This window comes from Pseudomonas sp. Pseusp49 (genome assembly GCF_059491875.1).
Window position 1 is genome coordinate 160,071 of the sequence record NZ_CP168514.1, and the last position, 24,187, is coordinate 184,257.

At 61.1% G+C, this 24,187-nt stretch carries 20 protein-coding genes; 10 read left to right on the plus strand and 10 right to left on the minus strand.

Features of this window, described 5'->3' with window-relative positions; genetic code table 11:
* Positions 1-74: 74 nt before the first annotated feature.
* The gene (locus ACEN83_RS00605; protein WP_495579232.1) at positions 75-1,301 is read left to right on the plus strand and encodes a 3-hydroxyacyl-CoA dehydrogenase; all 1,227 of its coding nucleotides are present in this window, start codon (positions 75-77) and stop codon (positions 1,299-1,301) included.
* 176 nt (positions 1,302-1,477) lie between these two features.
* Positions 1,478-1,900, plus strand: a complete 423-nt coding sequence (locus ACEN83_RS00610; RefSeq protein WP_495579233.1) for an acyl-CoA thioesterase — start codon at positions 1,478-1,480, stop codon at positions 1,898-1,900.
* 66 nt (positions 1,901-1,966) lie between these two features.
* Here the strand turns inward: ACEN83_RS00610 and ACEN83_RS00615 are convergent, their stop codons facing one another.
* From ACEN83_RS00615 to ACEN83_RS00630, 4 genes are all read right to left on the minus strand, one after another.
* Positions 1,967-2,455 (minus strand): glycine zipper domain-containing protein, encoded by a 489-nt coding sequence (locus ACEN83_RS00615; RefSeq protein WP_007972847.1) that lies wholly within the window; start codon positions 2,453-2,455, stop codon positions 1,967-1,969.
* Positions 2,456-2,810: 355 nt separating this feature from the next.
* Positions 2,811-5,159, minus strand: a complete 2,349-nt coding sequence (locus tag ACEN83_RS00620; protein ID WP_495579234.1) for an FdhF/YdeP family oxidoreductase — start codon at positions 5,157-5,159, stop codon at positions 2,811-2,813.
* The gene (gene fdhD / locus ACEN83_RS00625) at positions 5,156-6,010 is read right to left on the minus strand and encodes a formate dehydrogenase accessory sulfurtransferase FdhD (RefSeq protein ID WP_495579235.1); all 855 of its coding nucleotides are present in this window, start codon (positions 6,008-6,010) and stop codon (positions 5,156-5,158) included. Before fdhD ends, ACEN83_RS00620 begins: the two co-directional genes overlap by 4 nt.
* Before the next feature lie 92 nt (positions 6,011-6,102).
* Positions 6,103-6,990 (minus strand): LysR family transcriptional regulator, encoded by an 888-nt coding sequence (locus tag ACEN83_RS00630; protein WP_217836889.1) that lies wholly within the window; start codon positions 6,988-6,990, stop codon positions 6,103-6,105.
* 128 nt (positions 6,991-7,118) lie between these two features.
* On the opposite strand from ACEN83_RS00630, the gene lysM reads away from it, so the two are divergent.
* The gene (lysM, locus tag ACEN83_RS00635) at positions 7,119-7,559 is read left to right on the plus strand and encodes a peptidoglycan-binding protein LysM (protein WP_007972838.1); all 441 of its coding nucleotides are present in this window, start codon (positions 7,119-7,121) and stop codon (positions 7,557-7,559) included.
* 111 nt (positions 7,560-7,670) lie between these two features.
* Here the strand turns inward: lysM and yrfG are convergent, their stop codons facing one another.
* On the minus strand, positions 7,671-8,333 hold the full coding sequence (yrfG, locus tag ACEN83_RS00640) for a GMP/IMP nucleotidase (RefSeq protein ID WP_116580867.1): 663 nt from the start codon (positions 8,331-8,333) through the stop codon (positions 7,671-7,673).
* Positions 8,334-8,421: 88 nt separating this feature from the next.
* Here yrfG and nudE point away from each other — a divergent pair, with 88 nt between their 5' ends.
* Together nudE and cysQ are read left to right on the plus strand one after the other, a co-directional pair.
* Complete coding sequence (nudE, locus tag ACEN83_RS00645; RefSeq protein WP_007972833.1) at positions 8,422-8,988, plus strand: ADP compounds hydrolase NudE; 567 nt, start codon at positions 8,422-8,424, stop codon at positions 8,986-8,988.
* A complete protein-coding gene (gene cysQ / locus ACEN83_RS00650) occupies positions 8,985-9,812 on the plus strand; it encodes a 3'(2'),5'-bisphosphate nucleotidase CysQ (RefSeq protein ID WP_495579236.1) in 828 nt (275 codons plus the stop codon). The genes nudE and cysQ overlap by 4 nt, the downstream gene beginning before the upstream one ends.
* A gap of 164 nt (positions 9,813-9,976) precedes the next feature.
* On the opposite strand, the gene ACEN83_RS00655 is transcribed toward cysQ, so the two are convergent.
* From ACEN83_RS00655 to rfbC, 4 genes are all read right to left on the minus strand, one after another.
* Positions 9,977-10,432 carry a YiiD C-terminal domain-containing protein gene (locus tag ACEN83_RS00655; protein WP_495579237.1) on the minus strand — a complete coding sequence of 152 codons (456 nt, stop codon included), beginning with the start codon at positions 10,430-10,432 and terminating at the stop codon, positions 9,977-9,979.
* Positions 10,433-10,472: 40 nt separating this feature from the next.
* Complete coding sequence (locus tag ACEN83_RS00660; protein ID WP_495579238.1) at positions 10,473-11,867, minus strand: sigma-54-dependent transcriptional regulator; 1,395 nt, start codon at positions 11,865-11,867, stop codon at positions 10,473-10,475.
* Positions 11,864-13,672 carry a sensor histidine kinase gene (locus ACEN83_RS00665; protein ID WP_495579239.1) on the minus strand — a complete coding sequence of 603 codons (1,809 nt, stop codon included), beginning with the start codon at positions 13,670-13,672 and terminating at the stop codon, positions 11,864-11,866. The genes ACEN83_RS00660 and ACEN83_RS00665 overlap by 4 nt, the downstream gene beginning before the upstream one ends.
* 93 nt (positions 13,673-13,765) lie before the next feature.
* The gene (gene rfbC / locus ACEN83_RS00670) at positions 13,766-14,311 is read right to left on the minus strand and encodes a dTDP-4-dehydrorhamnose 3,5-epimerase (protein WP_102700239.1); all 546 of its coding nucleotides are present in this window, start codon (positions 14,309-14,311) and stop codon (positions 13,766-13,768) included.
* 157 nt (positions 14,312-14,468) lie between these two features.
* Between rfbC and ACEN83_RS00675 the strand changes: the two genes are divergently transcribed.
* The 3 genes from ACEN83_RS00675 to ACEN83_RS00685 all read left to right on the plus strand — a co-directional run bounded on the left by ACEN83_RS00675 (position 14,469) and on the right by ACEN83_RS00685 (position 19,238).
* On the plus strand, positions 14,469-17,381 hold the full coding sequence (locus ACEN83_RS00675) for an aminotransferase (protein ID WP_495579240.1): 2,913 nt from the start codon (positions 14,469-14,471) through the stop codon (positions 17,379-17,381).
* A gap of 293 nt (positions 17,382-17,674) precedes the next feature.
* Positions 17,675-18,781, plus strand: coding sequence for an agmatine deiminase (aguA, locus tag ACEN83_RS00680; RefSeq protein ID WP_116580862.1), 1,107 nt, complete (start codon positions 17,675-17,677; stop codon positions 18,779-18,781).
* Between the two features lie 244 nt (positions 18,782-19,025).
* A complete protein-coding gene (locus ACEN83_RS00685; RefSeq protein WP_007972820.1) occupies positions 19,026-19,238 on the plus strand; it encodes a hypothetical protein in 213 nt (70 codons plus the stop codon).
* A 177-nt stretch (positions 19,239-19,415) separates the two neighbouring features.
* Here ACEN83_RS00685 and ACEN83_RS00690 read toward each other — a convergent pair whose 3' ends face one another.
* A complete protein-coding gene (locus tag ACEN83_RS00690) occupies positions 19,416-21,509 on the minus strand; it encodes a TonB-dependent receptor (RefSeq protein ID WP_495579241.1) in 2,094 nt (697 codons plus the stop codon).
* 262 nt (positions 21,510-21,771) lie between these two features.
* On the opposite strand from ACEN83_RS00690, the gene ACEN83_RS00695 reads away from it, so the two are divergent.
* A complete protein-coding gene (locus tag ACEN83_RS00695; RefSeq protein ID WP_495579242.1) occupies positions 21,772-22,443 on the plus strand; it encodes a DsbA family protein in 672 nt (223 codons plus the stop codon).
* 259 nt (positions 22,444-22,702) lie between these two features.
* The gene (locus ACEN83_RS00700; protein WP_495579243.1) at positions 22,703-23,989 is read left to right on the plus strand and encodes an OprD family porin; all 1,287 of its coding nucleotides are present in this window, start codon (positions 22,703-22,705) and stop codon (positions 23,987-23,989) included.
* Positions 23,990-24,187 lie beyond the last annotated feature (198 nt).

The following is a 24,187-nucleotide window of genomic DNA, read 5'->3' on the forward strand; positions in this document are numbered from 1 at the left end:
GAATAAATTTCAAAAAAACGCGGTGGCTGACTATGGTGATGGCTGTCTTCGGATCGCCAACAAGAGAACAAAACATGAGCCAGACACCGTCGAATATTCAGCGCGCCGCCGTCATCGGCGCGGGCACCATGGGCCGTGGCATTGTCATGTGCCTGGCCAACGCCGGGGTGGCCGTGCAGTGGGTCGACAACAATCCGCAAATGCTGGAACAGGCCATGGCAACCGTGGCGGACACCTATGCCCACAGTGTGCGTCAGGGCCGCATTGATCAGGCAGAAGCCGACGTCCGTATCGCGCGCGTAACGGCGGCCGATGGTTATGTGGCCATCCGCGATGTCGACCTGGTCATCGAAGCGGTGTACGAAAACCTTGAGCTCAAGCAGAAAATCTTCCGTGAACTCGATGGCCTGCTCAAGCCTGAGGCGATTCTGGCGAGCAATACTTCGGCGCTGGATATCGACGCTATCGCGGCAGCCACACGCCGGCCACAGCAAGTGCTGGGCCTGCATTTCTTCAGCCCGGCGCACATCATGAAGCTGCTGGAAATCGTCCGTGGCGCGCAGACTGCTCCGGCAGTCCTCGACGCGGCGCTGGCGCTCGGCCAGCGCATGGGCAAGGTCAGTGTGGTGGCAGGCAATTGTGACGGTTTCATCGGCAACCGCATGCTCAATACCTATGTGCTCGAGGCGCGGAAAATGCTGCTGGAAGGGGCTTATCCCTACCAGGTGGACGCAGCGCTGCAAGGGTTCGGTTTCGCCATGGGGCCGTTCCGCATGTTCGACGTGGTGGGCGTTGACCTGCAGTGGCGCGCGCGGCAACTGTCCGGTGTCGGGCAGGACGCGCCTGAAGTTCAGGTGGATAACCGACTGTGCGAGATGGAGCGTTTTGGCCAAAAGAGTGGCAACGGTTTTTACCACTATGAACCGGGCAGCCGGCAGGCCGAGCACGATCCGCAGGTCGATGCACTGGTGCTTCAAGTCAGTGAAGAACTGGGGTTTCAGCGTCGCGAGATCGGCCCGGAGGAGATTCTCGAGCGCTGCTTGCTGGCACTGGTCAATGAAGGCGCGAAGATCCTGCAGGAAGGCATTGCCGGATCGGCTCGGGATATCGACTTGGTCTACCTCAATGGCTACGGTTTCCCGGCGGACAAGGGCGGGCCGATGGCCTGGGCGGATCAACAAGGGCTGGCGGATATCCATCGGCGCCTGATCGACCTTGAGACGCGTCAGGGCGATCACTGGAACCCGGCGCGGTTGATTGGTGAATTGGCGGTGGCGGGCAAGGGCTTTGCTGACCAGTGATTGATGTAGCGCCTGCAAGGGTGCCTTCGCGAGCAAGCCCGCTCCCACACTGGATATCGGTCGTACACAAAATCTGTGTTCACCGAAGATCAATTGTGGGAGCGGGCTTGCTCGCGAAGAACGATAACGCGGTTTTCGCCTTAGACTTGGTGAACCCATTCCAGGAATCAACGCCAATGCCCCAACGCACCGACTATCCGCACTTCCAGCCCATCACCACCCGCTGGCACGACAACGACGCCTACGGTCACGTCAACAACGTCACCTATTACAGCTTCTTCGATACAGCGGTGAACACTTACCTGATCGAAGTCGGCGGCCTGGATATCCATGACGGCGAGGTGGTGGGATTCGTGGTGAGCTCCTCCTGTGATTACTTTGCTTCCATCGCGTTCCCGGACCGTATCGAGATCGGTCTACGCGTGGGCAAGTTGGGCAACAGTTCGGTGCAGTACGAACTGGCCGTGTTCAAGCAAGGCGAGGATGAAGCCTGTGCGGCAGGGCGCTTTGTGCATGTGTCTGTCGATCGTGCGTCGAATCAACCCGTGGCGATTCCTGCCGGGTTACGCGGGGCGCTGGAGCGTCTGGTGGTTCAGTAAGGCAAAAAAAATCGCAGCCCTTGGGCTGCGTTTTTTGTTGTACTGATCAGCGAGGCGCTCGAGGCCTTAGTCGCGGTAGTACCTGTGGTGGTGCTTGCGATGGCCATAGGCATGGCCGCGGCCTGGATGGCCGTCACGGTAGTAACGACGATCACCATGGCCGCGATACGAACCACGATCGTCGTCATCATTATCGTACTCTTTGCCCATGTAGTTACCCAGCGCGCCACCGGCGCCGCCGCCTGCTGCGGCGCCGATCAGGCTGCCGGTGGTGCCGCCCACGCTGCGGCCGACCACGTTACCGCCCGCAGCACCCAACGCACCGCCAATGGCCGCTTCGCCACGGCTGTGCTTGTTTGCGCCGACGGCACTACCACCCGCGCCGCCCAGGGCCGCGCCGATGGTGGAACCTGTACTGCCGCCTAACGACTGACCGACGACCGAGCCTAGAACCCCGCCCAATGCGCCGCCTACACCGGCTTCGGTGGTGCCGCCAGCAGACGCGAAACCGCTGACCAGGCCAAGGGACAACAAGAGAATCGAGGAGAACTTCATGGAGGAACCTCAAGGGGATGACGGCGCGATCCTGAGGCTCTGGAATGGGCGTGACAATCGAAATCCGACGAATAACACGACGTGTATACAATATTGCAAGTTACTGTTTTTTGGGCGGAACTTAACGTTTTTTTGCTGGTCTTTTACTACTTCGCAAAGGCCGTTTTCATGAGGGAACGGCCTTTTTTGTGGGCGATTGAAAAGTGCTGGATCCGGAAAAATTGTTGCTTGATCTACCGTATTCGCGAGCAAGCCCGCTCCCACATTGGATCTTCAGCGAGCACAAACTTTGTGCGCGACAGGGATTCAATGTGGGAGCGGGCTTGCTCGCGAAGAGGCCGGTTCAGGCGAAGCGTTAAGCAGACCTGGCCATGATCAACCCGGTCTCGCTCGCCGCTTCCAACCGGATTGCCACGAACTTCGATGTCGGGGTATGGCTGCCATCGCCGGTGCTTTCCAGCGGCACCAGCGGATTCACTTCCGGGTAGTACGCCGCCGCTTGCCCGGCCGGGATGTCGAATGCCAGCAATGTGAAGCCTTTCACCCGACGTTCAACACCATCGTCCCAGAGCGAAACGATGTCAGCCTTCTGCCCCGGTTTGAAGCCCAGGCGAATGATGTCGGCCTCGTTGACGAACAACACGTCGCGTTGTCCCTTCACCCCGCGATAGCGGTCATTCAGGCCGTAGATCGTGGTGTTGTACTGATCGTGGGAGCGCATCGATTGCATGATCAGGTCCGGCAGCACACCGGTGGCGCGGGTGCGTTCGTGCACCAGGTCTTTGGGCAGTGCGTTCGGGCGGAAGTTGGCCCGGCCCGAGGCGGTGCTCCACTTGCGTGCGCCGGCACTGTTGCCCAGGTAGAAACCGCCGGGATTCTTGACCTTCTCGTTGAAGTCCGTGAAACCGGGAATGGTCTCGGCGATCAGGTCGCGGATGCGGCTGTAGTCGGCCACCAGCCAGTTCCAGTCCACCGGGTGGCTGCCCAGGGTCGCGGCAGCGATGCCGGCCAGGATCGCCGGTTCCGAGCGCATCTGGTTTGACAGCGGCTGCAACTGGCCATTGGAGGCGTGGACCATGCTGAACGAGTCTTCGACGGTGATCGCTTGTGGGCCTTCGTTCTGGATATCGATGTCGGTGCGGCCCAGGCACGGCAGGATCAACGCGTCCTTGCCATGGGTCAAATGGCTGCGGTTGAGCTTGGTGCTGATCTGCACGGTCAGGTCACAGCTTTGCAACGCCTGGAACGTGCGCGGGCTGTCTGGCGTGGCCTGGGCGAAGTTGCCGCCCAGGCCGATGAAGACTTTCGCCCGGCCTTCGGCCATGGCATGAATCGCCTCGACCACGTTGTGGCCGTTGTGGCGTGGCACCTTGAACTGGAAGCGGCGCTCCAGGGCATCGAGAAAGGCTGCCGGCGGACGTTCGTTGATGCCCATGGTCCGGTCGCCCTGCACGTTGCTGTGACCCCGCACCGGGCACAGGCCGGCGCCCGGGCGGCCAACGTTGCCGCGCAGCAGCATCAGGTTGGCGATCTCCTGGATGGTCGCCACCGAATGGCGATGCTGGGTGATACCCATGGCCCAGCACATGATGACGTTCTTGCCCTTGGCGTACATGCGCGCCGCTTGCTCGATCTCGACCAGGGTCAGGCCGGACTGCTCGACGATCTGCTCCCACGGGGTGTCGTCGATGACTGCCAGGTACTCCAGCACATTGGCGCTGTGCTCATTGAGGAAGTCATGGTCGAACACTGCGGGTGCGCCGGTTTTCTGTGCGTCGCGTTCCCACAGCAAGAGAAATTTCGCCATGCCGCGCATGATCGCCATGTCACCGCCCAGGGCTGGGCGGAAGAACGCGGTATTGGTCGGCTTGTCGCCGTTGGTGAGCATTTCGATCGCGTGTTGCGGGTGCTGGAAACGTTCCAGGCCGCGTTCCTTGAGGGGGTTGATGCACACCACTTGCGCACCGCGTTTCACCGCTTCACGCAGCGGTTCGAGCATGCGTGGGTGGTTGGTGCCGGGGTTCTGGCCCCAGACGAAAATCGCATCGGCGTGTTCGAAGTCGTCGAACGTCACGGTGCCTTTGCCGACGCCGACACTTTGCGACAGCGCCACACCGCTGGCCTCGTGGCACATGTTCGAACAGTCAGGGAAGTTGTTGGTGCCGTAGGCGCGCACGAACAGCTGGTACAAATAAGCCGCTTCGTTGCTGGCACGGCCCGAGGTGTAGAACTCGGCCTGGTCCGGGCTCGACAAGCCGTTCAGGTGTTTGGCGATCAGTGCGAAAGCGTCGTCCCAACTGATCGGTTTATAGCGGTCCGTTTCGGCGTCGTAGCTCATCGGCTCGGTCAGGCGACCCTGGTATTCGAGCCAGTAGTCGCTCTGCTCCAGCAAGGAAGTGACGCTGTGTCTGGCGAAGAATTTGGCGTCGACACGGCGCTTGGTCGCTTCCCAGTTCACTGCCTTGGCGCCGTTCTCGCAGAACATCACCATGCCCTTTTCCGGAGAATCGCCCCAAGCGCAACCCGGGCAATCGAAGCCGCCGTTCTGGTTGGTCTTGAGCATGATGCGCAGGTTTTTCAGTGCGTTGTCGCTGGTCAGCCAGGCCTGGGCCACACTGATCAGAGCACCCCAGCCACCGGCAGGACCTTTGTAGGGCTTGTAGCGAGGGATGGGGGTCTGGTCGGCTTGACGGTGTTGACTCACGCTTGATTCTCCAACGTTGGGCTGTACACCCGCGGCGCATTCTTCTGTGGCAAATGGATGAGGTTGAGGTTGTGACGCCGAGCCCATTGCACGGCAAGGCCCGTGGGCGACGACAGGCTGACCAGGGTCTGGATGCCGGCGCGCAGGACCTTCTGGATCAATTCGAGACTGCAGCGGCTGGTGACAATCGCCAGCCCGCCGGCGGTCGGGATGTTCTGGCGGACAAGGGCACCGATCAGCTTGTCGAGGGCGTTGTGTCGGCCTATGTCTTCGCGGCCCATCAGCAACTCGCCCTGATCGTTCATGAACACCGCTGCGTGCACCGCACCGCAATGCTGGCCCAACGGCTGGAAGGCGCCGATGCGCTGGCGCAGGCCATCGAGCCATTCAACGGGTGGCAGCGGGGTGCCGGGCAATACTTGAAGGTCCGGCAAGGCCTGCTCGACCGCTTCCACGCCGCACAGCCCGCAACCGCTGGTGCCGGCCAGTTGCCGACGCTGCTGCTTGAGGTTCCAGAAGGCGCGATTGGCGATGGTCACTTGCGCGTATTGCGCCGAGCCCGAGCCGGTCAGTTGCAGGTCGTAGATGTCCGTGGCGTCCTGGATGATGCCGCTGCCCAGGCTGAAGCCGACAATGAAGTCTTCCAGATCCGTCGGCGTTACCAGCATGACCGCCTGGCTGATGCCGTTATAGGCAATCGCCAACGCGACTTCCTCGGCCAGCGCGGTGCTGTCCGATTCGACGCTTTCCGTTTCGGTGGGGCGGAAGTTGCTGTAGCTGTACGTCTGGCTGGCGGCGGGCGCGGGCGTTTCGAGGGCAGGCGCCGCGCAGGCAGGGCGCTTGGTGTTCATGGCATCACCCACGGTTTGATCAGCTTTAAGACTAGGCGCGGCAAACTGTCGCGTCTAATCGCTAATACTGATCTACCGATAGATGCCGTCGATCAAGCGCTCGTCAGTGATTGCTGATAAATCGCGAAACAGGCTTCCGCCAGGGCCGAGCGGGGCGCGCTGCGACGCATGATCAGCCCCAGGCGGCCAAGGGTCTGGGCGTTCTCGATCGGTTGCAGGCGCAAGTGGTCGGTCAGCCCTTCGAGGCCACCGTCCAAGGGCATCACGGCGCAACACAGGCCGCCGTGCACGGCTTGAAGCAGTTGATGGACGGCGTCGGTTTGCAGCAAGGGTTGCGGGGTGAGGCCGCGACTATGGAAGTTATGGTCGATGGACTGGCGAAAGTGCATACCGCTGGTGAGCATGCCCAGTGGCAGCTCGATCAATGATTCCCAGCTCAGCGGCGCCTCGCCAAAGGTGAAGAAGCGTTGGTCGTAGAGCAGGCCCATGCGGGTTTCGCTGAAGGCCAGGGAGTCGAAATGTTCGGCGTCCAGGCGTTCCAGGTAGGAAACACCGAGATCCAGGCGATTGTTCGCCAGTTGTTCGAGGATCTGCTCCGAACTCAACGCTGAAAGCTCGAAGCGCAGGTTCGGGTGTTCGGCGTGCAGGCGTTGCAGCAGCGGCAGCGGATCGAAGCTCGACAACGGCACCATGCCCAGGCGCAACGTGCCGACCAGATTGCCGCGACAGGCGGCGGCCTCGGCATACAAGCCGTCATAGGCCGCCAACACCGTGCGCGCCCAGGCCAGCACCCGCTCGCCCGGCGCGGTGAAGCCTTCGAAGCGCTGGCCGCGATTGACCAGCGGCAGGTCGAGTTCTTCTTCGAGGCTGCGCAGGCGCATGGACAGGGTCGGCTGGGTGATGTGGCAGCGTGCGGCGGCCTGGCCGAAATGGCGGGTTTCGTCGAGCGCGATGAGGAATTTCAGCTGCTTGATGTCCATCTTCGCTCCTGGGCGCGGGAAGGGGCGGATTCTATCGCAAGCGGGGTCATTGGTCGGGTTGGATTCGCAACTGACGGCCGTGGTCTAGGCTTTTGCGTCTGGAACCCCAAACCCAAGGAGAGTGCACCATGAGTCTTTTGAGCTTTGTGAAGGAAGCAGGCGAAAAACTGCTGGATCTGCTGACGCCAGGCAACGCCAATGCCAGTGAGCAGTTGAAGGAGCACATCAGCAAGGTCGGCCTGGGCAACCCGAATGTGCAAGCGACGGTCGATGGTGACAAGGTGACCGTGACCGGTGAGGTGGCAAGCCAGGAAGAGAAGGAAAAAATTCTGTTGGCCGTGGGCAATATTGCCGGGGTTGGCAGTGTGGATGATCAGATTACCGTGACCGGGCCGGTGGTGAAGGCCGCTGTATTTGTCACCGTCGTGAAGGGCGACACCCTCAGCGCGATTTCCAAGCGCGTGTACGGCGATGCCAACAAGTACAACAAGATTTTCGAAGCCAACAAACCGATGCTGTCGCACCCGGACAAAATCTACCCGGGGCAGTCGTTGCGGATTCCCGAGTAACACGAGGCCCGTAGGAGCTGCCGCAGGCTGCGATCTTTTGATCCTGGCGGTATTGAATCAAACGAAGATCAAGATCAAAAGATCGCAGCCTGCGGCAGCTCCTACAGGAAATCAGAGGCCGTTAATAAGCTCCCGATAATCCCCGACCGCCGCAAACTCCGCCGTGTCCTTCGGCCCCTTGCGACTATCCGGCTCGCGCACGGCCAGCAAATGCGCCACACCAAAATCCCGCGCACTGCGCAGGATCGGCAAGGTGTCGTCGATGAACAGGCTGCGCGCCGGATCGAAATCGATGTCGGCTTGCAGCGCATCCCAGAACTGCGGGTTTTCCTTGGGGAAACCGTAGTCATGGGAACTGATCAGGCGCTCGAAGTAGGGCGCCAGTTCGATTTTTTCCAGCTTCAACGACAGCGCATCCCGATGGGCATTGGTGATCAGCACCACGCGTTTGCCGGCCCGTTTGATGGCCGCCAGAAAGGTGTCGGCATCCGGGCGCAGGGCGATCAGGTGCGCGGTTTCCAGTTTCAGGTCGCGCACCGACAGCTTCAGTTCGGCACTCCAGAAGTCCAGGCAGTACCACTGCAGCTGGCCGGCATTGCGCTCGAACAACGGCTGCAATTCCATCTCGGCCATGGCCCGGCTGACCCCGTGCAATTCGGCGTAACGCTGGGGCAGGTGCTCCATCCAGAAGTGGTTGTCGAAATGCAGGTCCAGCAACGTGCCGTCCATGTCCAGCAGAACGGTATCGATGTCGGACCAGGGTAATGAAGGCATGGCAACGTCTCGGGCAGTAGATAGATTTCTGGCGTAAACAAACGGGAAAGCCGCGTTATAGTAGCGCGTTCACGCCAAGGAGCTTTGCATGCGCCAGAAACCCACCATACTCGCCCGCGAAATTGTCGCCACCAGTCGATTGTTCTGCGTGGAGGAGCTGAAGCTGCGCTTTTCCAATGGCGTGGAGCGTACGTATGAGCGCCTGGTTGGCAAAGGGGCCGGGTACGGCGCGGTCATGATCGTGGCGATGCTCGATGCCGAGCATGCGGTGCTGGTCGAGGAGTATTGCGGCGGCACCGATGAATACGAAATGTCTTTGCCCAAGGGTTTGATCGAGCCGGGCGAAGACGTGTTGGCGGCGGCCGAGCGTGAGCTCAAGGAAGAGGCCGGGTTCGGCGCGCGACAGCTGGAGCACCTGACCGAGTTGTCGCTGTCCCCCGGTTACATGAGCCAGAAGATTCAGGTGGTGCTGGCCACCGACCTCTACGAAGCGCGCCTGGAAGGCGACGAACCGGAGCCGATGCGGGTGGACAAGGTCAATCTGCGTGAACTCTCGGCGCTGGCGCAAAACCCGCAATTTACCGAAGGCCGTGCCTTGGCGGCGCTGTACCTGGCCCGAGACCTGTTGACTCAGCGCGGAGCGTTCCAGTCATGAATTTCCCGCATCCGTTGATGGCTCCGGTCATTGAGCTGGCTTTGCAGGCCGGCGAAGCGATCCTGCCGTTCTGGCGTACAGGCACGGCCGTCACGGCGAAGGCTGATGATTCGCCGGTGACCGCTGCCGACCTGGCCGCGCACCACCTGATTCTGGCCGGGCTGACGGCGCTGGATCCGGGCATCCCGGTGCTCTCCGAAGAGGACGCCAACATTGCGCAAAGCGTGCGGGCCGGATGGCAGCGCTGGTGGCTGGTCGATCCGCTGGACGGTACCAAGGAATTCATCAGCGGCAGCGAAGAGTTCACCGTCAATATCGCCCTGATCGAAAACGGTCGGGTGGTGTTCGGTGTGGTGTCGATGCCGACCAACGGGCGTTTTTACGTTGGTGGCGCCGGTCTCGGTGCCTGGCGTGGCGATAAAGGTGGCACGCCCGTGGCGATCAAGGTGCGTGATGCATTAGCGCCCGGAGAGTCGTTCACCGTGGTGGCCAGCCGTCGCCATTCGAGCCCGGAGCAGGAGCGTTTGCTGGCCGGGTTGAGCGCCAGTCTTGGCGAGCTGCAACTGGCCAACATCGGCAGTTCGCTGAAATTCTGTTTGCTGGCTGAAGGGGCCGCGGATTGTTATCCGCGCCTGGCACCGACTTCGCAGTGGGACACGGCGGCAGCCCAAGGCGTACTGGAAGGTGCGGGCGGTGAGGTGCTGGAGTTGAGCGGAGAGCCGTTCAGCTATCCGGCGCGGGAGTCGCTGTTGAATGCGTTCTTTCTGGCGCTGCCAGCGAAGGCGGCGTGGCGGGAGAAATTGCTGGAATTGGCCCGGTCCTGAGGTTGCCCTGACTTTGTGGCGAGGGGGCTTGCCCCCGTTGGGCAGCGTAGCGGCCCCAAACTCGGCCGTTGCGCATTTTCAGCTAAACCTCATTGCCTGAATTGCGACTGCTGCGCAGTCGAACGGGGGCAAGCCCCCTCGCCACAGGTGTTGTGTCAGCGGGTTCAGCGGTGCAACACGTACTGCCCGACAAACCTCACCGCATCCTCATCACGGCCTTCATTGACGACCCGCGTATGCAGCGTCAACCGCGCTCGGCTGTACCGCTGGAACGTGGTCAGAAATTTCTTCCAGATCACCGGATCCGGCGCCTGGCAAATGGCGTTGGCATCGCCCGTCACCGGCAGCGGATAGCTGATCTGCCCTTCCTGAATCACGATGTGCCCGTCCGTGATGCCTTCTTCCTTGAGGCGCAGATGCAGCCAGCCCCAACCGGCCAGGACCGCGCCGCAATACAGACTGCCGCCGAACATGGTGCTCTTGTGGTTGACGTTGGCGTCCAGCGGCAAGTGCAGGCGCAGTTGCTGGTCATGCCAGTCGAGCACTCTGAGGCCCATGTCCCGGGTGAGGGGAATGTCGTGATGGAGGACTGATTCCAGTTGTCGACTGTCGCGGCTCATTCAGGGGCCTCTTGTTTGAATTGGATGATTGGACGTTAGCTCAGTCGAGGTCGTCGGGGTGGGCCGAAGCGCCGCTGTCCGAGAAGCTCAAACCGTGCTTGCGCAGTTTGTCGTGCAGGGTCTTACGCGGAATGCCGAGGGCCTCGGCGACGCTGCGTACGGAGCTGTGCGAGCGCGCCAGTTCGGCGGCGATGAGAGTTTTTTCGAAGTTCTCCACTTGCTCGCTCAAACCGCCGCTGACCATTTCGACGCTATTGCCAGCGCCGCCTTCCGGCGTGCTGTTGTCGAGGGCCAGCTCCAGCCCGAGGGCAAAACGCTCGGCCGCATTTTGCAGCTCGCGCACGTTGCCGGGCCAGGTGTGGCGCAGCAGCAAGGCACGTTGTCCCGGTTGCAGTTCATGGGGCGGCAAGCCGTGGCGGGCACTGGCTTCGTCGGCGAAATGCTGGAACAGCATCAGCGCATCTTCGCCCCGTTCGCGCAGCGGTGGAATCCGCAGCGGCGCGACGTTCAGGCGGTAATACAAGTCGGCACGGAAGCGCCCTTGATCCGCTGCCTGGCGCAGGTCTTCCTTGGTCGCGGCGATGATGCGGATGTCCAGGGGGATCTGTTGATTGCCGCCCAGGCGTTCGACCACGCGCTCCTGCAGCAAACGCAGCAATTTGACCTGCACATCCAGGCTCATGCTTTCGATTTCATCGAGGAACAAGGTGCCGCCATTGGCGAATTCGAACTTGCCGATGCGGCGTTTCTGCGCGCCGGTGAAGGCGCCGGGCTCGTGGCCGAACAGCTCGCTTTCGACCACTGATTCGGCCAGGGCACCGGCATTGATCGCCACGAAAGGACCGTTGCGACGGCCCGATAGATCGTGCAGTGCCCGGGCCACGACTTCTTTGCCGGCGCCGGTTTCGCCGAGGATCAGCACGTCGGCCCTGGTCGCCGCCAGGGCGCCAATCTGCTCGCGCAGGCGCAGCATCGAAGGTGAGTGGCCCACCAGGCGGGTGCTCAGCTCATTGCGGTCGCTCAAGGCCAACCGCAGGCTGCGGTTGTCCAGCACCAAGCGGCGCAGGGCCAACGCGCGGCGCACGCTGTCGAGCAGGGCGTCGCTGGCGAACGGCTTCTCGAGAAAGTCATAGGCCCCGGCGCGCATGGCCTGCACCGCCAGCGGCACATCGCCGTGGCCGGTGATCAGCAGCACCGGCAATTCAGGGTCCTGGGCGTGCAGTTCGGTCAGCAGTTCCAGACCGTCCATGCCGGGCATGCGGATGTCGCTGACCACCACACCTGGCCAGTCGCGCTCCAGTTGCGCGGCCAGGCCCTTGGCTTCGGCCAGCGGCAGGATCTTCAGACCGGCCAGATCCAGCGTCTGGCTCAAGGCCTGGCGCAAGTGGGGATCGTCGTCGATCAACACGACCTGAATGCGGTTGTCGATGGTCATGCACTTCGGTCCTCGGACGGTTGCAGGCTCACGCCTGGTGCGCCTGCGCGCAGCTTCAGGGTAATCAGGGCGCCGCCTTCCTTGTGGTTGGCGAACGACAGTTCACCACCGAAGGCGCGCATCAGCGTTTCGCAAATCGCCAGCCCCAAGCCCAGGCCCTGGGTTCGGGTCTTGGTGGTGTAGAACGGCTCGCTGGCGCGTCCAAGGGCCTCCATGCAAAAGCCCGGGCCGTTGTCGCGAATGTACAGGTTGACGCCATCGGCCGTGGATTGGGCACTCAGCCAGAGTTTACGTGGCGGGCCTTTTTCCGTCAGGGCATCCAGGGCGTTGGCCAGCAGGTTGCCGAGTACCTGGCGCAGGCGGGTTTCCCCGGCCTCGACCCACAGGGTGGCGGCGGGCAGATCACGGATCAGCTCGACGTCCATGCTGCGTCGGCGCTTGGCCAACAAGGCCAGGGCATCATCCAGCGCCGGTTGCAGGGCCACGCTTTCCGGGGCATGCCGGTCGCGCCGGGCAAAGGCGCGCAGGTGGGCGATGATCGAGGCCATGCGACCGGTCAGTTCGCTGATCAGTTTGAGATTGCCGCGGGCGTCGTCGGTACGCTGGTGGTCGAGCAATATCTCGGCGTTTTCCGCATAACTGCGAATGGCAGCCAGCGGCTGATTGAGTTCATGGCTGATGCTCGCGGACATGGTGCCCAGTGCCGACAGTTTGCCGGCCTGCACCAGATCGTCCTGGGCGCGGACCAGCTCCTGCTGAGCCTGCTCGCGCTCCAGCACTTCTTGTTTGAGGCGTCGGTTCAGGCCTTCGAGATCGCTGGTGCGCTCGGCAACCCGACCTTCCAGTTCGCGGCGGGCCTTGGCTTCGAAAGCAATGCGTTCCAGGTAATGGCGGCGGCGCTGCATCATCAGGCCAAGCAACAGCATCAACACCAGCAGCGTTGCACCGCCGATGGCCACCACCGTGCGCACCGGGCGGTCGATCAAGGTGCGCGGGGCGAGGATGCTGACATTCCAGCCGGTTTCGGCGATCTGCTGGGTCTGGGTCAGCCAGGCATTGGGATTGAGCTCCAGCGGTTTGGGCTCGCGGGTTGGATAGGGTTGGATCGCGGTGATGGCCTTGCTTTCGGCCTCGCTCAACGGACGGGTCGAGCGGAATCGCCACTCCGGTCGCGAGGTGAGAATGACCACGCCATTGTGGTCGGTCAGCAGCAGTTGTTCCGGGGTTTTGCCCCAGAGGCTTTCGGTGTGGTCAAGGTCGACCTTGACCACCAGCACACCGACGATTTTTTCGCCGTCGCGCACGCTGGCGGCGAAGAAGTAGCCGCGCTTGGCGGAGGTGGTACCCAAACCAAAGAAGCGCCCGAGCCGCCCGGCCATGGCTTCACTGAAATACGGCCGGAAGGAAAAATTGCGCCCGACGAAACTGTCGTGCTTGTCCCAGTTGGAGGCGGCCAGCGTCTTGCCGGTGGCGTCCATCAGGTACATGACTTCGGCACCGGTCTGGGTGGCGATATTTTTCAGCAGGCGGTTGGCATTGCCCTGGGTGACGCCATCGTCCGGCGCGCCGACAACAGCGCGCAAGGCCGGCAGGTCACCGAGGATTTGCGGCAACACTTCATAGCGGTGCAGGGTGCCCAGCAGGTTGGCGACATAGAGGTCGAGGGTCTGACGATTCTGACTGGCCAGTTCGCTGCGGTAATAGCGCTCGGCCAGGTGCTCCAGCGGCCACAGCAACGGCGCCAGGCACAGTGCCAGCAGAGCCAGGCTGCGCCAACGGGGTCTGGGGGGAAGAGTCGGTTTCATGAGCAGCATGCGCCTGTGGGTACAGGCGCATTATGCCTAGGCTTGCCCGCCTTGGGTCAGCGGCATCTTGATAGCCGAGCTTGCGCCGGCCTTTCAGGCAAAGACGTCGGCGTCCTTGAAAAACACGCCGGCCTGATCTTTGGCCGACAGTTGCGGTGTGCCTTCCAGTTGCCAGTCGATGGCCAGGTCCGGGTCGTCCCAGCGAATGCTGCGTTCGGCCGATGGCGTGTAGTAGTCGGTGGTTTTGTACAGGAACTCGGCAAATTCGCTCAGTACGACGAACCCGTGGGCAAAACCTTCCGGGACCCAGAGCTGCCGATGATTGGCGGAGGACAGCCGCACGGCGACCCATTTGCCGAAGTGCGGCGAGCTGCGACGAATGTCCACGGCGACGTCCAGCACTTCACCGACTGTGACGCGGACCAGTTTGCCCTGGGTATTTTCCAGCTGGTAATGCAGGCCGCGCAGCACACCCTTCTGCGAACGGGAGTGATTGTCTTGAACGAATTCAGTGTCCAGCCCGGTGGCCTCTTTGAAGGCCCTGGCGTTGAAACTCTCGTAGAAGAAACCACGCTCGTCACCAAAGACCTTGGGTTCGAGGATCAGAACACCGGGCAGGTCGGTGGTCACTACGTTCATGGTGGGCTCTCCAGTTGCATGCGTTTAATGGTCGCCATTCTTGCGCAAAGTGCTATTGGAGGCGAGTCCCAGAACACCCATACCGGCTTGCGGGGGGTTGCGTATCGCCCGAAGCAGTGGCGATATAGGCGCCTAATAAAATTTCAGGGGTTGTTGTATGCCGCTCGCCACGTTGATTCATCGCGCCAGTTTGCCCAGCCCGCAGGTGTCTGCGGAGCAAGCGCTAGAGCTGCTGGAAGAACATTACGGGTTCAGCGGCAGACTGCAGCCCCTCGGCAGCCAGCAAGACCTGAACTACCGCGTCGACAGCGAGCGGGGACGTTTCGTCCTGAAAATCTGCCGTGGTGACTACTCGATCATTGAGCTTCAGGCACAGCATGCCGGGCTCAAGCACCTGGGCGAGCACCCCGATGTCCATGTGCCGCGCGTTATCGCGGCGAAAAACGGTGCGGACCTGCTATCTCTGGACGTGGGTGGCCAGGCAGTGCACGTTCGCCTGCTCGACTACATCGAAGGCCAGCCGCTGACGAGCCTTGGCCATTTCAACCCGACGGTGGTGTCCGGTTTCGGTCGCCTGTGCGGTGAAATGGACCTGGCCCTGGCGGATTTCGACCATCCGGGCCTGGTGCGAACCCTGCAATGGGATGCCCGCCACGCTCACGCCCTGATCGCGCACTTGCTGCCGGTGATCAAGGATGAAGCCCAGCGCAAACTGATCGTCGAAGCATCCGCACAAGCCGAGCGGCATTTGCAGCCGCTGGAAGCCAAGCTGCCGGTGCAGGCCATTCATATGGACATCACCGACGACAACGTGGTGTGGCAGCGCGATGCGCAACGCCATTGGCAACTGCAAGGCGTGATCGATTTCGGTGACCTGGTGCGTACCTGGCGCATTACCGATCTGTCGGTCACCTGCGCCGCGCTGCTGCATCATGGCGAGGGCGATCCGTTCTGCATTTTGCCGGCAATCCAGGCTTACCACGCGGTCAACCCCTTGCAACACGAAGAGCTGCTGGCGCTGTGGCCGCTGATCGTCGCCCGTGCGGCGGTGCTGGTGCTCAGTGGCGAACAGCAGGTCAGCATCGATCCGGGCAATGCCTACAGTCGCGATAACCTGGTCCATGAATGGGAAATCTTCCGGGTGGCCACGTCGGTGCCGTTGGCATTGATGGAAGCGGCGATCCTCACTGCCGTCGGCCAGAACCTGCCCACCATCGGCAGTGAAGGCTTTGCACCGCTGTTGCCAAGCCTGGTGGGGCGAGAGTTCGCCTTGATCGACTTGGGGGTGCTTAGCCCGCATTTCGAGGCCGGGAACTGGGAGCAGCAGGGTGTCGACCAGCGCCTGCTGGATGAAGCGGCCGCGGCTCATGGCCTGGCAGCCAGTCGCTATGGACAATACCGCCTGTCCCACACCCGCCCGGACAGCGCCACTGAACCGGACACTTGCCCCTTGCACGTTGAACTGCGTGTACCTCAGGGCACGACGGTCGAAGCACCGTTTGCCGGTGTGGTGCATCAGCCGTCGGCGGGCGTGCTGCAACTGGACGGCCCGCAATTGAGTGTGCGGCTTTGGGGTGTCACGCCGTCGCTGCACAGTGGCGCGGCGCTGGTCAAAGGCCAGGTGCTGGGTTCGGTCAGCGGGCCATTGATCGTGCAGTTGAGCCGTGGCGCGTCGATCGATGCGCCGTTGTTCTGCACGCCATCGCGCGCCGCTGCCTGGCAGGCACTGTGCCCATCACCCGCGGCACTGCTGGGGCTGGCCTGTGATGCCGAAGCAGAACTCGACGGCGCGACCTTGCTGGCCCGGCGTGATGCCAGTTTCGCCCGCACGCAAAAACATTATTACGTCGACCCGCCGCGCATCGAGCGTGGCTGGCGCAACCATTTGATCGACATGCAGGGGCGCTCCTACCTCGACATGCTCAACAACGTCGCGGTATTGGGCCACGGTCATCCGCGCATGGCGGCAGTTGCCAGCCGCCAGTGGTCGTTGCTCAACACCAACTCGCGTTTCAATTACGCGGCCGTGGCCGAGTTCTCCGAACGCTTGCTGAAACTGTCCCCTGATGGCATGGACCGCGTGTTCCTGGTCAACAGCGGCAGCGAGGCCAATGACCTGGCGATTCGCCTGGCGTGGGCCTACAGCGGCGGCCGCGACATGCTCAGCGTGCTGGAGGCCTATCACGGCTGGACGGTGGGTGCCGACTCGGTCTCGACCTCGATCGCCGACAACCCCAAGGCCTTGAGCAGCCGCCCGGACTGGGTACACCCGGTGACCGCGCCAAACACCTATCGCGGTGAGTTCCGTGGCCCCGACAGTGCGCCGGATTATGTGCGCAGCGTCGAGCACAACCTGGCGAAAATCGCCGAGCAGAAACGCCAACTGGCGGGCTTCATCTGCGAACCGGTGTACGGCAATGCCGGCGGTATCTCGCTGCCACCGGGCTATTTGAAGCAAGTCTATGGCATGGTCCGGGCCCAGGGCGGCGTGTGCATTGCCGACGAAGTGCAGGTCGGCTACGGACGTATGGGCGATTTCTTCTGGGGCTTCGAAGAGCAAGGCGTGGTACCGGACATCATCACCATGGCCAAAGGCATGGGCAACGGCCAGCCATTGGGCGCGGTCATCACCCGCCGGGAAATCGCCGAGGCGCTGGAGGCCGAGGGTTATTTCTTCTCGTCCGCCGGTGGTAGCCCGGTCAGCTGCCAGGTCGGCATGGCTGTGCTGGATGTGATGGAAGAAGAAAAACTCTGGGAGAACGCCCAGGTCGTGGGCGGACACTTCAAGCAACGCCTCGAAGCGTTGATCGATATTCATCCGTTAGTGGGCGCGGTGCACGGTTCCGGTTTTTACCTGGGCGTCGAGTTGATCCGCAACCGCGACACACTGGAGCCGGCCACTGAAGAAACCACCGCACTGTGTGATCGTTTGCGCGAGCTGGGGATCTTCATGCAGCCGACCGGCGATTACCTGAACATCCTCAAGATCAAGCCGCCGATGGTTACTTCGCGCCAGAGCGTGGATTTCTTCGTGGACATGCTGTCGAAGGTGCTGGCGGAAGGCTTGTAAACACATCCCCCTGTAAATGCGGGCCACTGTGGGAGCGGGCTTGCTCGCGAAAGCGGCATTCAAGGCTCAATATTTGCGTCGGATGTACCGGCCTCTTCGCGAGCAAGCCCGCTCCCACAGGAAGGGTGGTGTTAATTCGATTGATATCGGCTTTCTGTCGGTTATTTTTGTAACTTTGGATTGACGGTGCTTTAAAAGCCGATATTTATCGGATATAAAGTGACCAGTCCACGGCGTGTACCCATGCGCTTTCTTTTCTGTCAGGCATCAACGCCACTCCGGAGTCCTGAGTCATGACCACGTTGAACAGCACCCCTCGCGCCGACGGCTTCTACATGCCAGCCGAATGGGCACCCCAAACCCAGACCTGGATGATCTGGCCCGAGCGGCCGGACAACTGGCGCCTGGGTGGCAAACCGGCACAGGCCGCCCACGTGGCCGTGGCCAAGGCCATCGCCCGTTTCGAACCGGTCACCGTGGCGGTTTCCGCCGGCCAGTACGAAAACGCCCGTGCCCGTCTGGACGTGCCGAATATTCGCGTAGTGGAAATGTCCAGTGACGACGCCTGGGTTCGCGACTCCGGCCCGACTTTCGTCATCAATAACAGTGGCGAAGTCCGTGGCGTGAACTGGGACTTCAATGCCTGGGGCGGTTTTGACGGCGGCCTGTATTCGCCGTGGAACCGTGATTCGCAGGTCGGCGGCAAGATCCTCGAGATCGAACGCAGCCCGCGTTACCGCACCGAAGGCTTCGTACTTGAAGGCGGTTCGATTCACGTCGACGGCGAAGGCACGCTGATCACCACCGAAGAGTGCCTGCTCAACCGCAATCGCAACCCGCACCTGAACCGCGAAGAAATCGAAGCGGTCCTGAGTGCGAACCTGGCTGTGGATAAAATCATCTGGCTGCCGGATGGCTTGTTCAACGACGAAACCGACGGCCATGTGGATAACTTCTGCTGCTACGTGCGTCCGGGTGAAGTGCTGCTGGCCTGGACCGATGATCCGCAGGACCCGAACTACCCGCGCTGCCAGGCGGCGATGAACGTGCTGCAAAGCAGCACCGATGCCAAGGGTCGCCCGTTCACGGTGCACAAAATGCCGATCCCGGGCCCGCTGTTTGCGACCGAGGAAGAATGTGCCGGCGTCGATCCGGTGGACGGTACTCAGGAACGTAACCCGACTGTGCGTCTGGCCGGTTCCTATGTGAACTTCCTGATCGTCAATGGCGGCATCATCGCGCCGTGCTTTGACGACCCCCAGGATGGCCCGGCAAAGGAAATCCTGCAGAACCTGTTCCCGCAGCATGAAGTGGTGATGGTGCCTGGTCGCGAACTGTTACTGGGGGGCGGCAATATTCACTGCCTTACCCAGCAGCAACCCGCGCCGCACAAGGAGTGAGTGAGGTTGTAACATCTTGAGTTGATTGCGAAATTTCTCAAGCTGTAAATCGGCTTCCCGCCATGCACAGAGCCCGCAGCCCTTCAGGGTTGCGGGCTTTTTTGTATCTGCAGGGCCACACTTCAGACACCTTGGCACAGCTCTTGTATCTCTGCGGTTGTAACTCGGGGAGGGGGAGGACTTCGATGTTCTGTCATAAACCTTGGATAAGTTAGCCGCTCACAAACCGGGAGAGAGCGCTGAAATGAACGCCGAAGTGAACGTAGTGAGCGACAAGGCGTTGCATCCCCTGGCCGTAAACAGCGAATCGCTCCAGATTCTGGCGCACTGGTTCAAGTCCAATGGAATGCGTCAGATCAGCGAAACTGATCCGCGCCGGACGATGATCGAGCGTTACCCTGCTGGTTTATTCAGCGAGGCGGAACTGGATGCGTTGTGGGATGTAATGGAAGGATAAGAAGAACAACAACGGATTGATCAAGAAAAAGCGCTGCCGGGATGGCAGCGCTTTTTTTTTCAACACGCTGAACCCTGTGGGAGCGGGCTTGCTCGCGAAAGCGGTGTGTCAGCAACGTTGTCATCGGCTGAAACGACGCCTTCGCGAGCAAGCCCGCTCCCACAGTTTTTGTGGTGTCTAGAAGCTGTAGGTGCCCGTCACCACCAGGCTACGCGGTGCCCCCGGCTGAATCTGGAATGCACTGGTCGCCGACGAGTAATACGTCTTGTCGCTGATGTTGTTCAGCGCCGCGCGCAAATCCCAATCTTTCTGACGGAAACCCGCCAAGGCGTCCCAGCGGCCATAACCCGGCAACACGACGGTGTTGAGGTTGTCGGCATAGCGGTCGCCAACCAGGGTCAGGCCGGTTTCGGCGTACCAGCCCATTTCCGGTTTCCAGGTCAGGAACAGGCTGCCGTTGTGCTTGGCCACGTTGTTGATGCGCTTGCCTTCCAGGCCGTTGTTGTCCTTTTCGATGGTTGCGTCCTGCAGACCCACGCCACCGCGCACGTACCAGTTGCCGGTAATCCTGCCGGCAGCGGTCAGCTCGATCCCGCGTGAACGTTGCAGCCCGGAGAGCAGGGTAATGGTCGGGTTGTTCGGATCGCTGGTGCGGCGGTTGTAGAGCTCCAGCTCGTAGATGGCCAGCGTGGTGCTCAGGCGGTCATCGAGCCAGTCACTCTTGACCCCGATTTCCTTCTGCCTGGTCAGCTCGGGGCTCAGGTCATTGCTGTTGCCCGCAGCGCCCGGAGTGATGCCGATCAAGCCACCACCGACCGGCGAGAACGTCTTGCTCCAGGACGCGTAGAAGGAGTGATTTTGCAGCGGCGTCCAGACGACGCCAACGCGAGGGCTGGTGCTATGGCTGTCGCGGTCTTCGGAAATGTTGCGCACCTTGTTGGTCGACTCGATATCGAACGTGTCGTAACGCAGGCCGGCGAGCAACTGCCATTGATCGTTCAGGCGCAGTTGATCCTGCACATACACCGCCCGGCTTTCGACCTCGGTGTGGGTGTTGCTCGACACTACCATGCGCCCGGTATGACGCAAATTGCGGTCGGGGGCGTACAGGTCCAGCGCCGGCACCGGGGAGCTGCCCGGCCCGGAAGTGGCGGCGGTGTACAGCAGCGGGTCGCGGCGCTGGCTGCCGATCTCGATGCCGGTGAGCAAGCGGTGCTCCAGGCCGAAAGTATCGAAGCCACCTTCCAGCTCGACGTTGTTGTAGACGTTGCGGGTATTCAGGTCCTGCTGCCAGTGCTGGCGCGTGACCTTGTTGGTGGCCGGGACATAGCCGCTCAAGTAAGTATTGTCGAAATCGCTGTCGAGCTTGAACACGCCCAGGGTCTGGCGCAGTTGCCAGTTGTCGCTCAGTTCATAAGTGAGTTTCGAGCGCAGGGATTGCGCCTTGTCGTCGATGAAATCGTTTTCACTGCCGTAGGTGGTATCGCGTCCTACGTCGGCCGGGCGACCGTCTACACCGGGAATGCCACGATCCGGCGTGCGGTTGTAGCGGCTGTATTCGTACTGCACCAACCAGTTCAGGTCGGGTGTCAGCTGCCAGCTCATCGAGGGTGCGAACAGCTGGCGATTGCCACTCACGCCATCGCGAAAGCTGTTCTCGTCCATGTTGCCCATATTCAGGCGCAGGCTGATGTTTTCGGAAGGATCGGTACTGAGGTCTGCATACAGGCTGCGCAAGTCCTCGCTACCGCCCTGGGCTTCAAGGGTCGAGCGGCGACCGAACTCGGGCAGTTTGCTCACCCGGTTGACGATCCCGCCCTGGCTGCCACGGCCATACAACACGGCGGCAGGGCCTTTCAGGACGTCGATGCGTTCGATGTTGTGCAAGTCTCGCACGTACTGACTGTCGTCGCGGATGCCATCGAGATAGAAATCGTTGCTGGCGTCGAAACCGCGGATGCGCAGGCTGTCGAAGCGTGTGTCGGCGCCGCTGCTGACGTTGGGGATGCCACTGAGCGCCGTGCCCAGATCGTTGGTGCCGTAATCCATCACGTTCGAGGTTTTGATCGAGTCGATGGCTTGTGGCACGTAGCGCACCGGGGTGGCGGTCCGGGTCGCCGTGTTGGTTTGTGTCACGCGCGGGTCGTCGGCTTCAGCTTCGGCGCTGATCGATGTGGCAGGCAGGGTGGTCGGTGCAGCGAAGGAAAAACCGGCAGACAACAAGGCAGAGAGCCCAAGGCTGCAGGGCGCAAGGCGAAAAGGGGCAGGCATTGAAGAGCGCATCCGTAGGAGTTTCAGGTTGAAACAGGCGAGGGCGCGAATAGTAATGCTTGTCATTTACTTCTGTTAGTTGTTATTGATAACTTGTCTCATTTGATTGTTTCGAATTATTTCTGAGTCGATACAAAGGGTTTACGCAGTCATTCGACCGATTCATGCAACAGACTGAAAGCAGATCCGGCGTTTTTTCGGAGTTGCGGCGACACTAATCTGCCGACATTGAATTTTCCTGAATTTCTGTCGGAGCTTTCCCATGATCCTGCATTACATCTACGACCCGTTGTGCGGTTGGTGCTACGGCGCCAAACCGCTGGTTCAAGCCGCCCAGGCTGTGCTGCCCGTGCTTGCCCACGGTGGCGGCATGATGACGGGGGCCAATCGGCAAAGGGTTTCGCCACAACTGCGCAGTTACGTCATGCCCCATGAGCGGCGCATTGCCGAATACAGCGGGCAGCCGTTCGGTGAAGCCTATTTCGAAGGTTTGCTGCGAGATCACAGCGCCGTGTTCGACTCGGCCCCACCCATCGCTGCGGTGCTGGCTGCCGAACAAATGGCAGGTCGCGGGCTGGAGTTGCTGGGGCGTTTGCAAAGTGCTCACTACGTGGAAGGGCGCCGCATCGCCGACGAATCGGTGCTGTTTGAACTGGCCCACGGTATGGGGTTGGAGCCTCAAGCCTTCGAAAGGGCCTTCGGGGCGGCCGACACCGAAGGCCATATCAAGGACAGCCGGGCTTTGCTGGCCAAGGTGGGCGGGCAGGGTTTTCCGACCCTGGTGCTTGAGCACAATGGTCAATTCACCCTGATCGATATCGGGCCTTGGCTGGGCAAACCCCAGGCATTTGCGCAGTGGCTGGGACAGTCGCTGCCGGAGCAGGACTCATCCCATTCCGTAGCAGCCTGTGGTCTCGAAGGCTGCGATGATTGAATATTTCTGCCGCGTAAAGCAGTTTCTTAGACGTTTTTCGCCTATTTCTAGAAGATTCATGAAATTGACACGTCGTTAAGGGCGCAGCTACGATTCGGCCCAACGCCTGTGGCCGACCGCCACGACTCAAAAACAATAAAAGGCCCGCCGCGAGAAATCGTGTGCGGGCCTTTTTGTTTTCGCCTCGAAATAAGAGCGCAATAGCGCCGTTTCGGCCGTTCGACACAGCGCGTATCAACCGCATCAAGGAAAAAACAAAATGTTGAACAAGCGAATCAGCCTGATCGCTCTGGGGATGTTGAGCGCTACACAGGCCATGGCGAACGACCAGGCCGAATCCAAGGGTTTCGTTGAAGACAGCAGCCTCAAAGTGCTACTGCGCAACGCCTACATCAACCGTGACTACAAAGACGGCAACCCGGATAAGTCCGAGTGGGGCCAGGCGGCCATCGGCACGTTCTCGTCCGGCTTCACCCAAGGCACCGTGGGTGTGGGTGTGGACGCTTTCGGCCTGTACGCATTGAACCTGGAGCGCAGCGAAGACCGTAGCGGTGCGCAAGGCATCGATTTCTTCAAAAAGGGCGACAGCGGCCAGCCGGCTGACGACCTGTCCAAGGGCGGCGCAGCGATCAAGTTCCGCCTGTCCAGCACCACCCTGACCTACGGCGACCAGATGCCGGCCCTGCCGGTGCTGAACTACGACAACTCGCGCCTGCTGCCGGAAAGCTACACCGGCACCTTGATCACCTCCAGGGAGATCAAAGGCCTGCAACTGGACGCCGGGCGCTTCACCGCCGAATCGCGTAAAAGCGCCGAAGGCCGTGACAGCGGTGGCTTGAAGTCGATCAACGTATTGGGCGGTAGCTACCAGTTCACCGAACAATTCAAGGCCGCGCTGTACGCTTCCGACGTCGAAGACGTGCTGAAGAAGCAATACGTGAACGCCAACTACGTGTTCCCGATCGACAAGGATCAGTCCCTGACCCTGGACTTCAACGGCTACCGCACCAAGCTGGACGACTCCTACGTCCGCGAAAACGGTATCACCGGCGACGACAACAAAATCTGGAGCCTGGCGGCCACCTTCATCACCGGCCCGCACTCGTTCACCCTCGCGCACCAGCGCAGTACCGGCGACAGCAACCTGGGCTACGCCTACGGCGGCTACCAGAAAGATCAAGGTCGCATCGGCGACGGTGGCAACACCATCTACCTGGCGAACTCCTACTGGTCCGACTTCAACGCCGAAGACGAGCGCAGCTGGCAACTGGGCTACGGCCTGGACTTCAGCACCTTCGGTGTACCGGGCCTGAGCTACAACTTCGCCTACGTACGCGGTGACAACATCACCACCTCCACCAGCGAAGGCGGCACCGAGCGCGAGATCTTCAACCAGATCAAATACGTCGTCCAAAGCGGCCCTGCCAAAGACCTCAGCGTGAAACTGCGCAGCTCGGTCCTGCGTGTGTCGCAGAAGTCGAGCGAGTACAACGTCAGCGGCAATGAAGTGCGTGTGTTTGTGGATTACCCGATCAATATCTTCTGATGATGGGGTGTGGTATCGAGGCCTGATCAGAGGCTGAGAAAAAAGAAGAAGCCCCGACTGGTTCGGGGCTTTTTTGTGCTGTTGATATGCTCATGTCGTCAAAACTCGATTTCGGTAACACGTCTTGCGAACGTGTCGTCCGCGGCGACATGTCTTGGCACTTCGAACCGATTGCTCGTGTATACGGCAATGCCGTAT

Excerpts from the sequence above, each read along its gene's own strand:
- ACEN83_RS00605 (WP_495579232.1), top strand. The coding sequence starts at position 75 with ATGAGCCAGACACCGTCGAATATTCAGCGCGCCGCCGTCATCGGCGCG.
- ACEN83_RS00610 (WP_495579233.1), top strand. The coding sequence starts at position 1,478 with ATGCCCCAACGCACCGACTATCCGCACTTCCAGCCCATCACCACCCGC.
- ACEN83_RS00615 (WP_007972847.1), bottom strand. The coding sequence starts at position 2,455 with ATGAAGTTCTCCTCGATTCTCTTGTTGTCCCTTGGCCTGGTCAGCGGT.
- fdhD (WP_495579235.1), bottom strand. The coding sequence starts at position 6,010 with ATGAACACCAAGCGCCCTGCCTGCGCGGCGCCTGCCCTCGAAACGCCC.
- ACEN83_RS00630 (WP_217836889.1), bottom strand. The coding sequence starts at position 6,990 with ATGGACATCAAGCAGCTGAAATTCCTCATCGCGCTCGACGAAACCCGC.
- lysM (WP_007972838.1), top strand. The coding sequence starts at position 7,119 with ATGAGTCTTTTGAGCTTTGTGAAGGAAGCAGGCGAAAAACTGCTGGAT.
- yrfG (WP_116580867.1), bottom strand. The coding sequence starts at position 8,333 with ATGCCTTCATTACCCTGGTCCGACATCGATACCGTTCTGCTGGACATG.
- nudE (WP_007972833.1), top strand. The coding sequence starts at position 8,422 with ATGCGCCAGAAACCCACCATACTCGCCCGCGAAATTGTCGCCACCAGT.
- cysQ (WP_495579236.1), top strand. The coding sequence starts at position 8,985 with ATGAATTTCCCGCATCCGTTGATGGCTCCGGTCATTGAGCTGGCTTTG.
- ACEN83_RS00655 (WP_495579237.1), bottom strand. The coding sequence starts at position 10,432 with ATGAGCCGCGACAGTCGACAACTGGAATCAGTCCTCCATCACGACATT.
- ACEN83_RS00660 (WP_495579238.1), bottom strand. The coding sequence starts at position 11,867 with ATGACCATCGACAACCGCATTCAGGTCGTGTTGATCGACGACGATCCC.
- ACEN83_RS00665 (WP_495579239.1), bottom strand. The coding sequence starts at position 13,672 with ATGAAACCGACTCTTCCCCCCAGACCCCGTTGGCGCAGCCTGGCTCTG.
- rfbC (WP_102700239.1), bottom strand. The coding sequence starts at position 14,311 with ATGAACGTAGTGACCACCGACCTGCCCGGTGTTCTGATCCTCGAACCC.
- ACEN83_RS00675 (WP_495579240.1), top strand. The coding sequence starts at position 14,469 with ATGCCGCTCGCCACGTTGATTCATCGCGCCAGTTTGCCCAGCCCGCAG.
- aguA (WP_116580862.1), top strand. The coding sequence starts at position 17,675 with ATGACCACGTTGAACAGCACCCCTCGCGCCGACGGCTTCTACATGCCA.
- ACEN83_RS00685 (WP_007972820.1), top strand. The coding sequence starts at position 19,026 with ATGAACGCCGAAGTGAACGTAGTGAGCGACAAGGCGTTGCATCCCCTG.
- ACEN83_RS00690 (WP_495579241.1), bottom strand. The coding sequence starts at position 21,509 with ATGCCTGCCCCTTTTCGCCTTGCGCCCTGCAGCCTTGGGCTCTCTGCC.
- ACEN83_RS00695 (WP_495579242.1), top strand. The coding sequence starts at position 21,772 with ATGATCCTGCATTACATCTACGACCCGTTGTGCGGTTGGTGCTACGGC.
- ACEN83_RS00700 (WP_495579243.1), top strand. The coding sequence starts at position 22,703 with ATGTTGAACAAGCGAATCAGCCTGATCGCTCTGGGGATGTTGAGCGCT.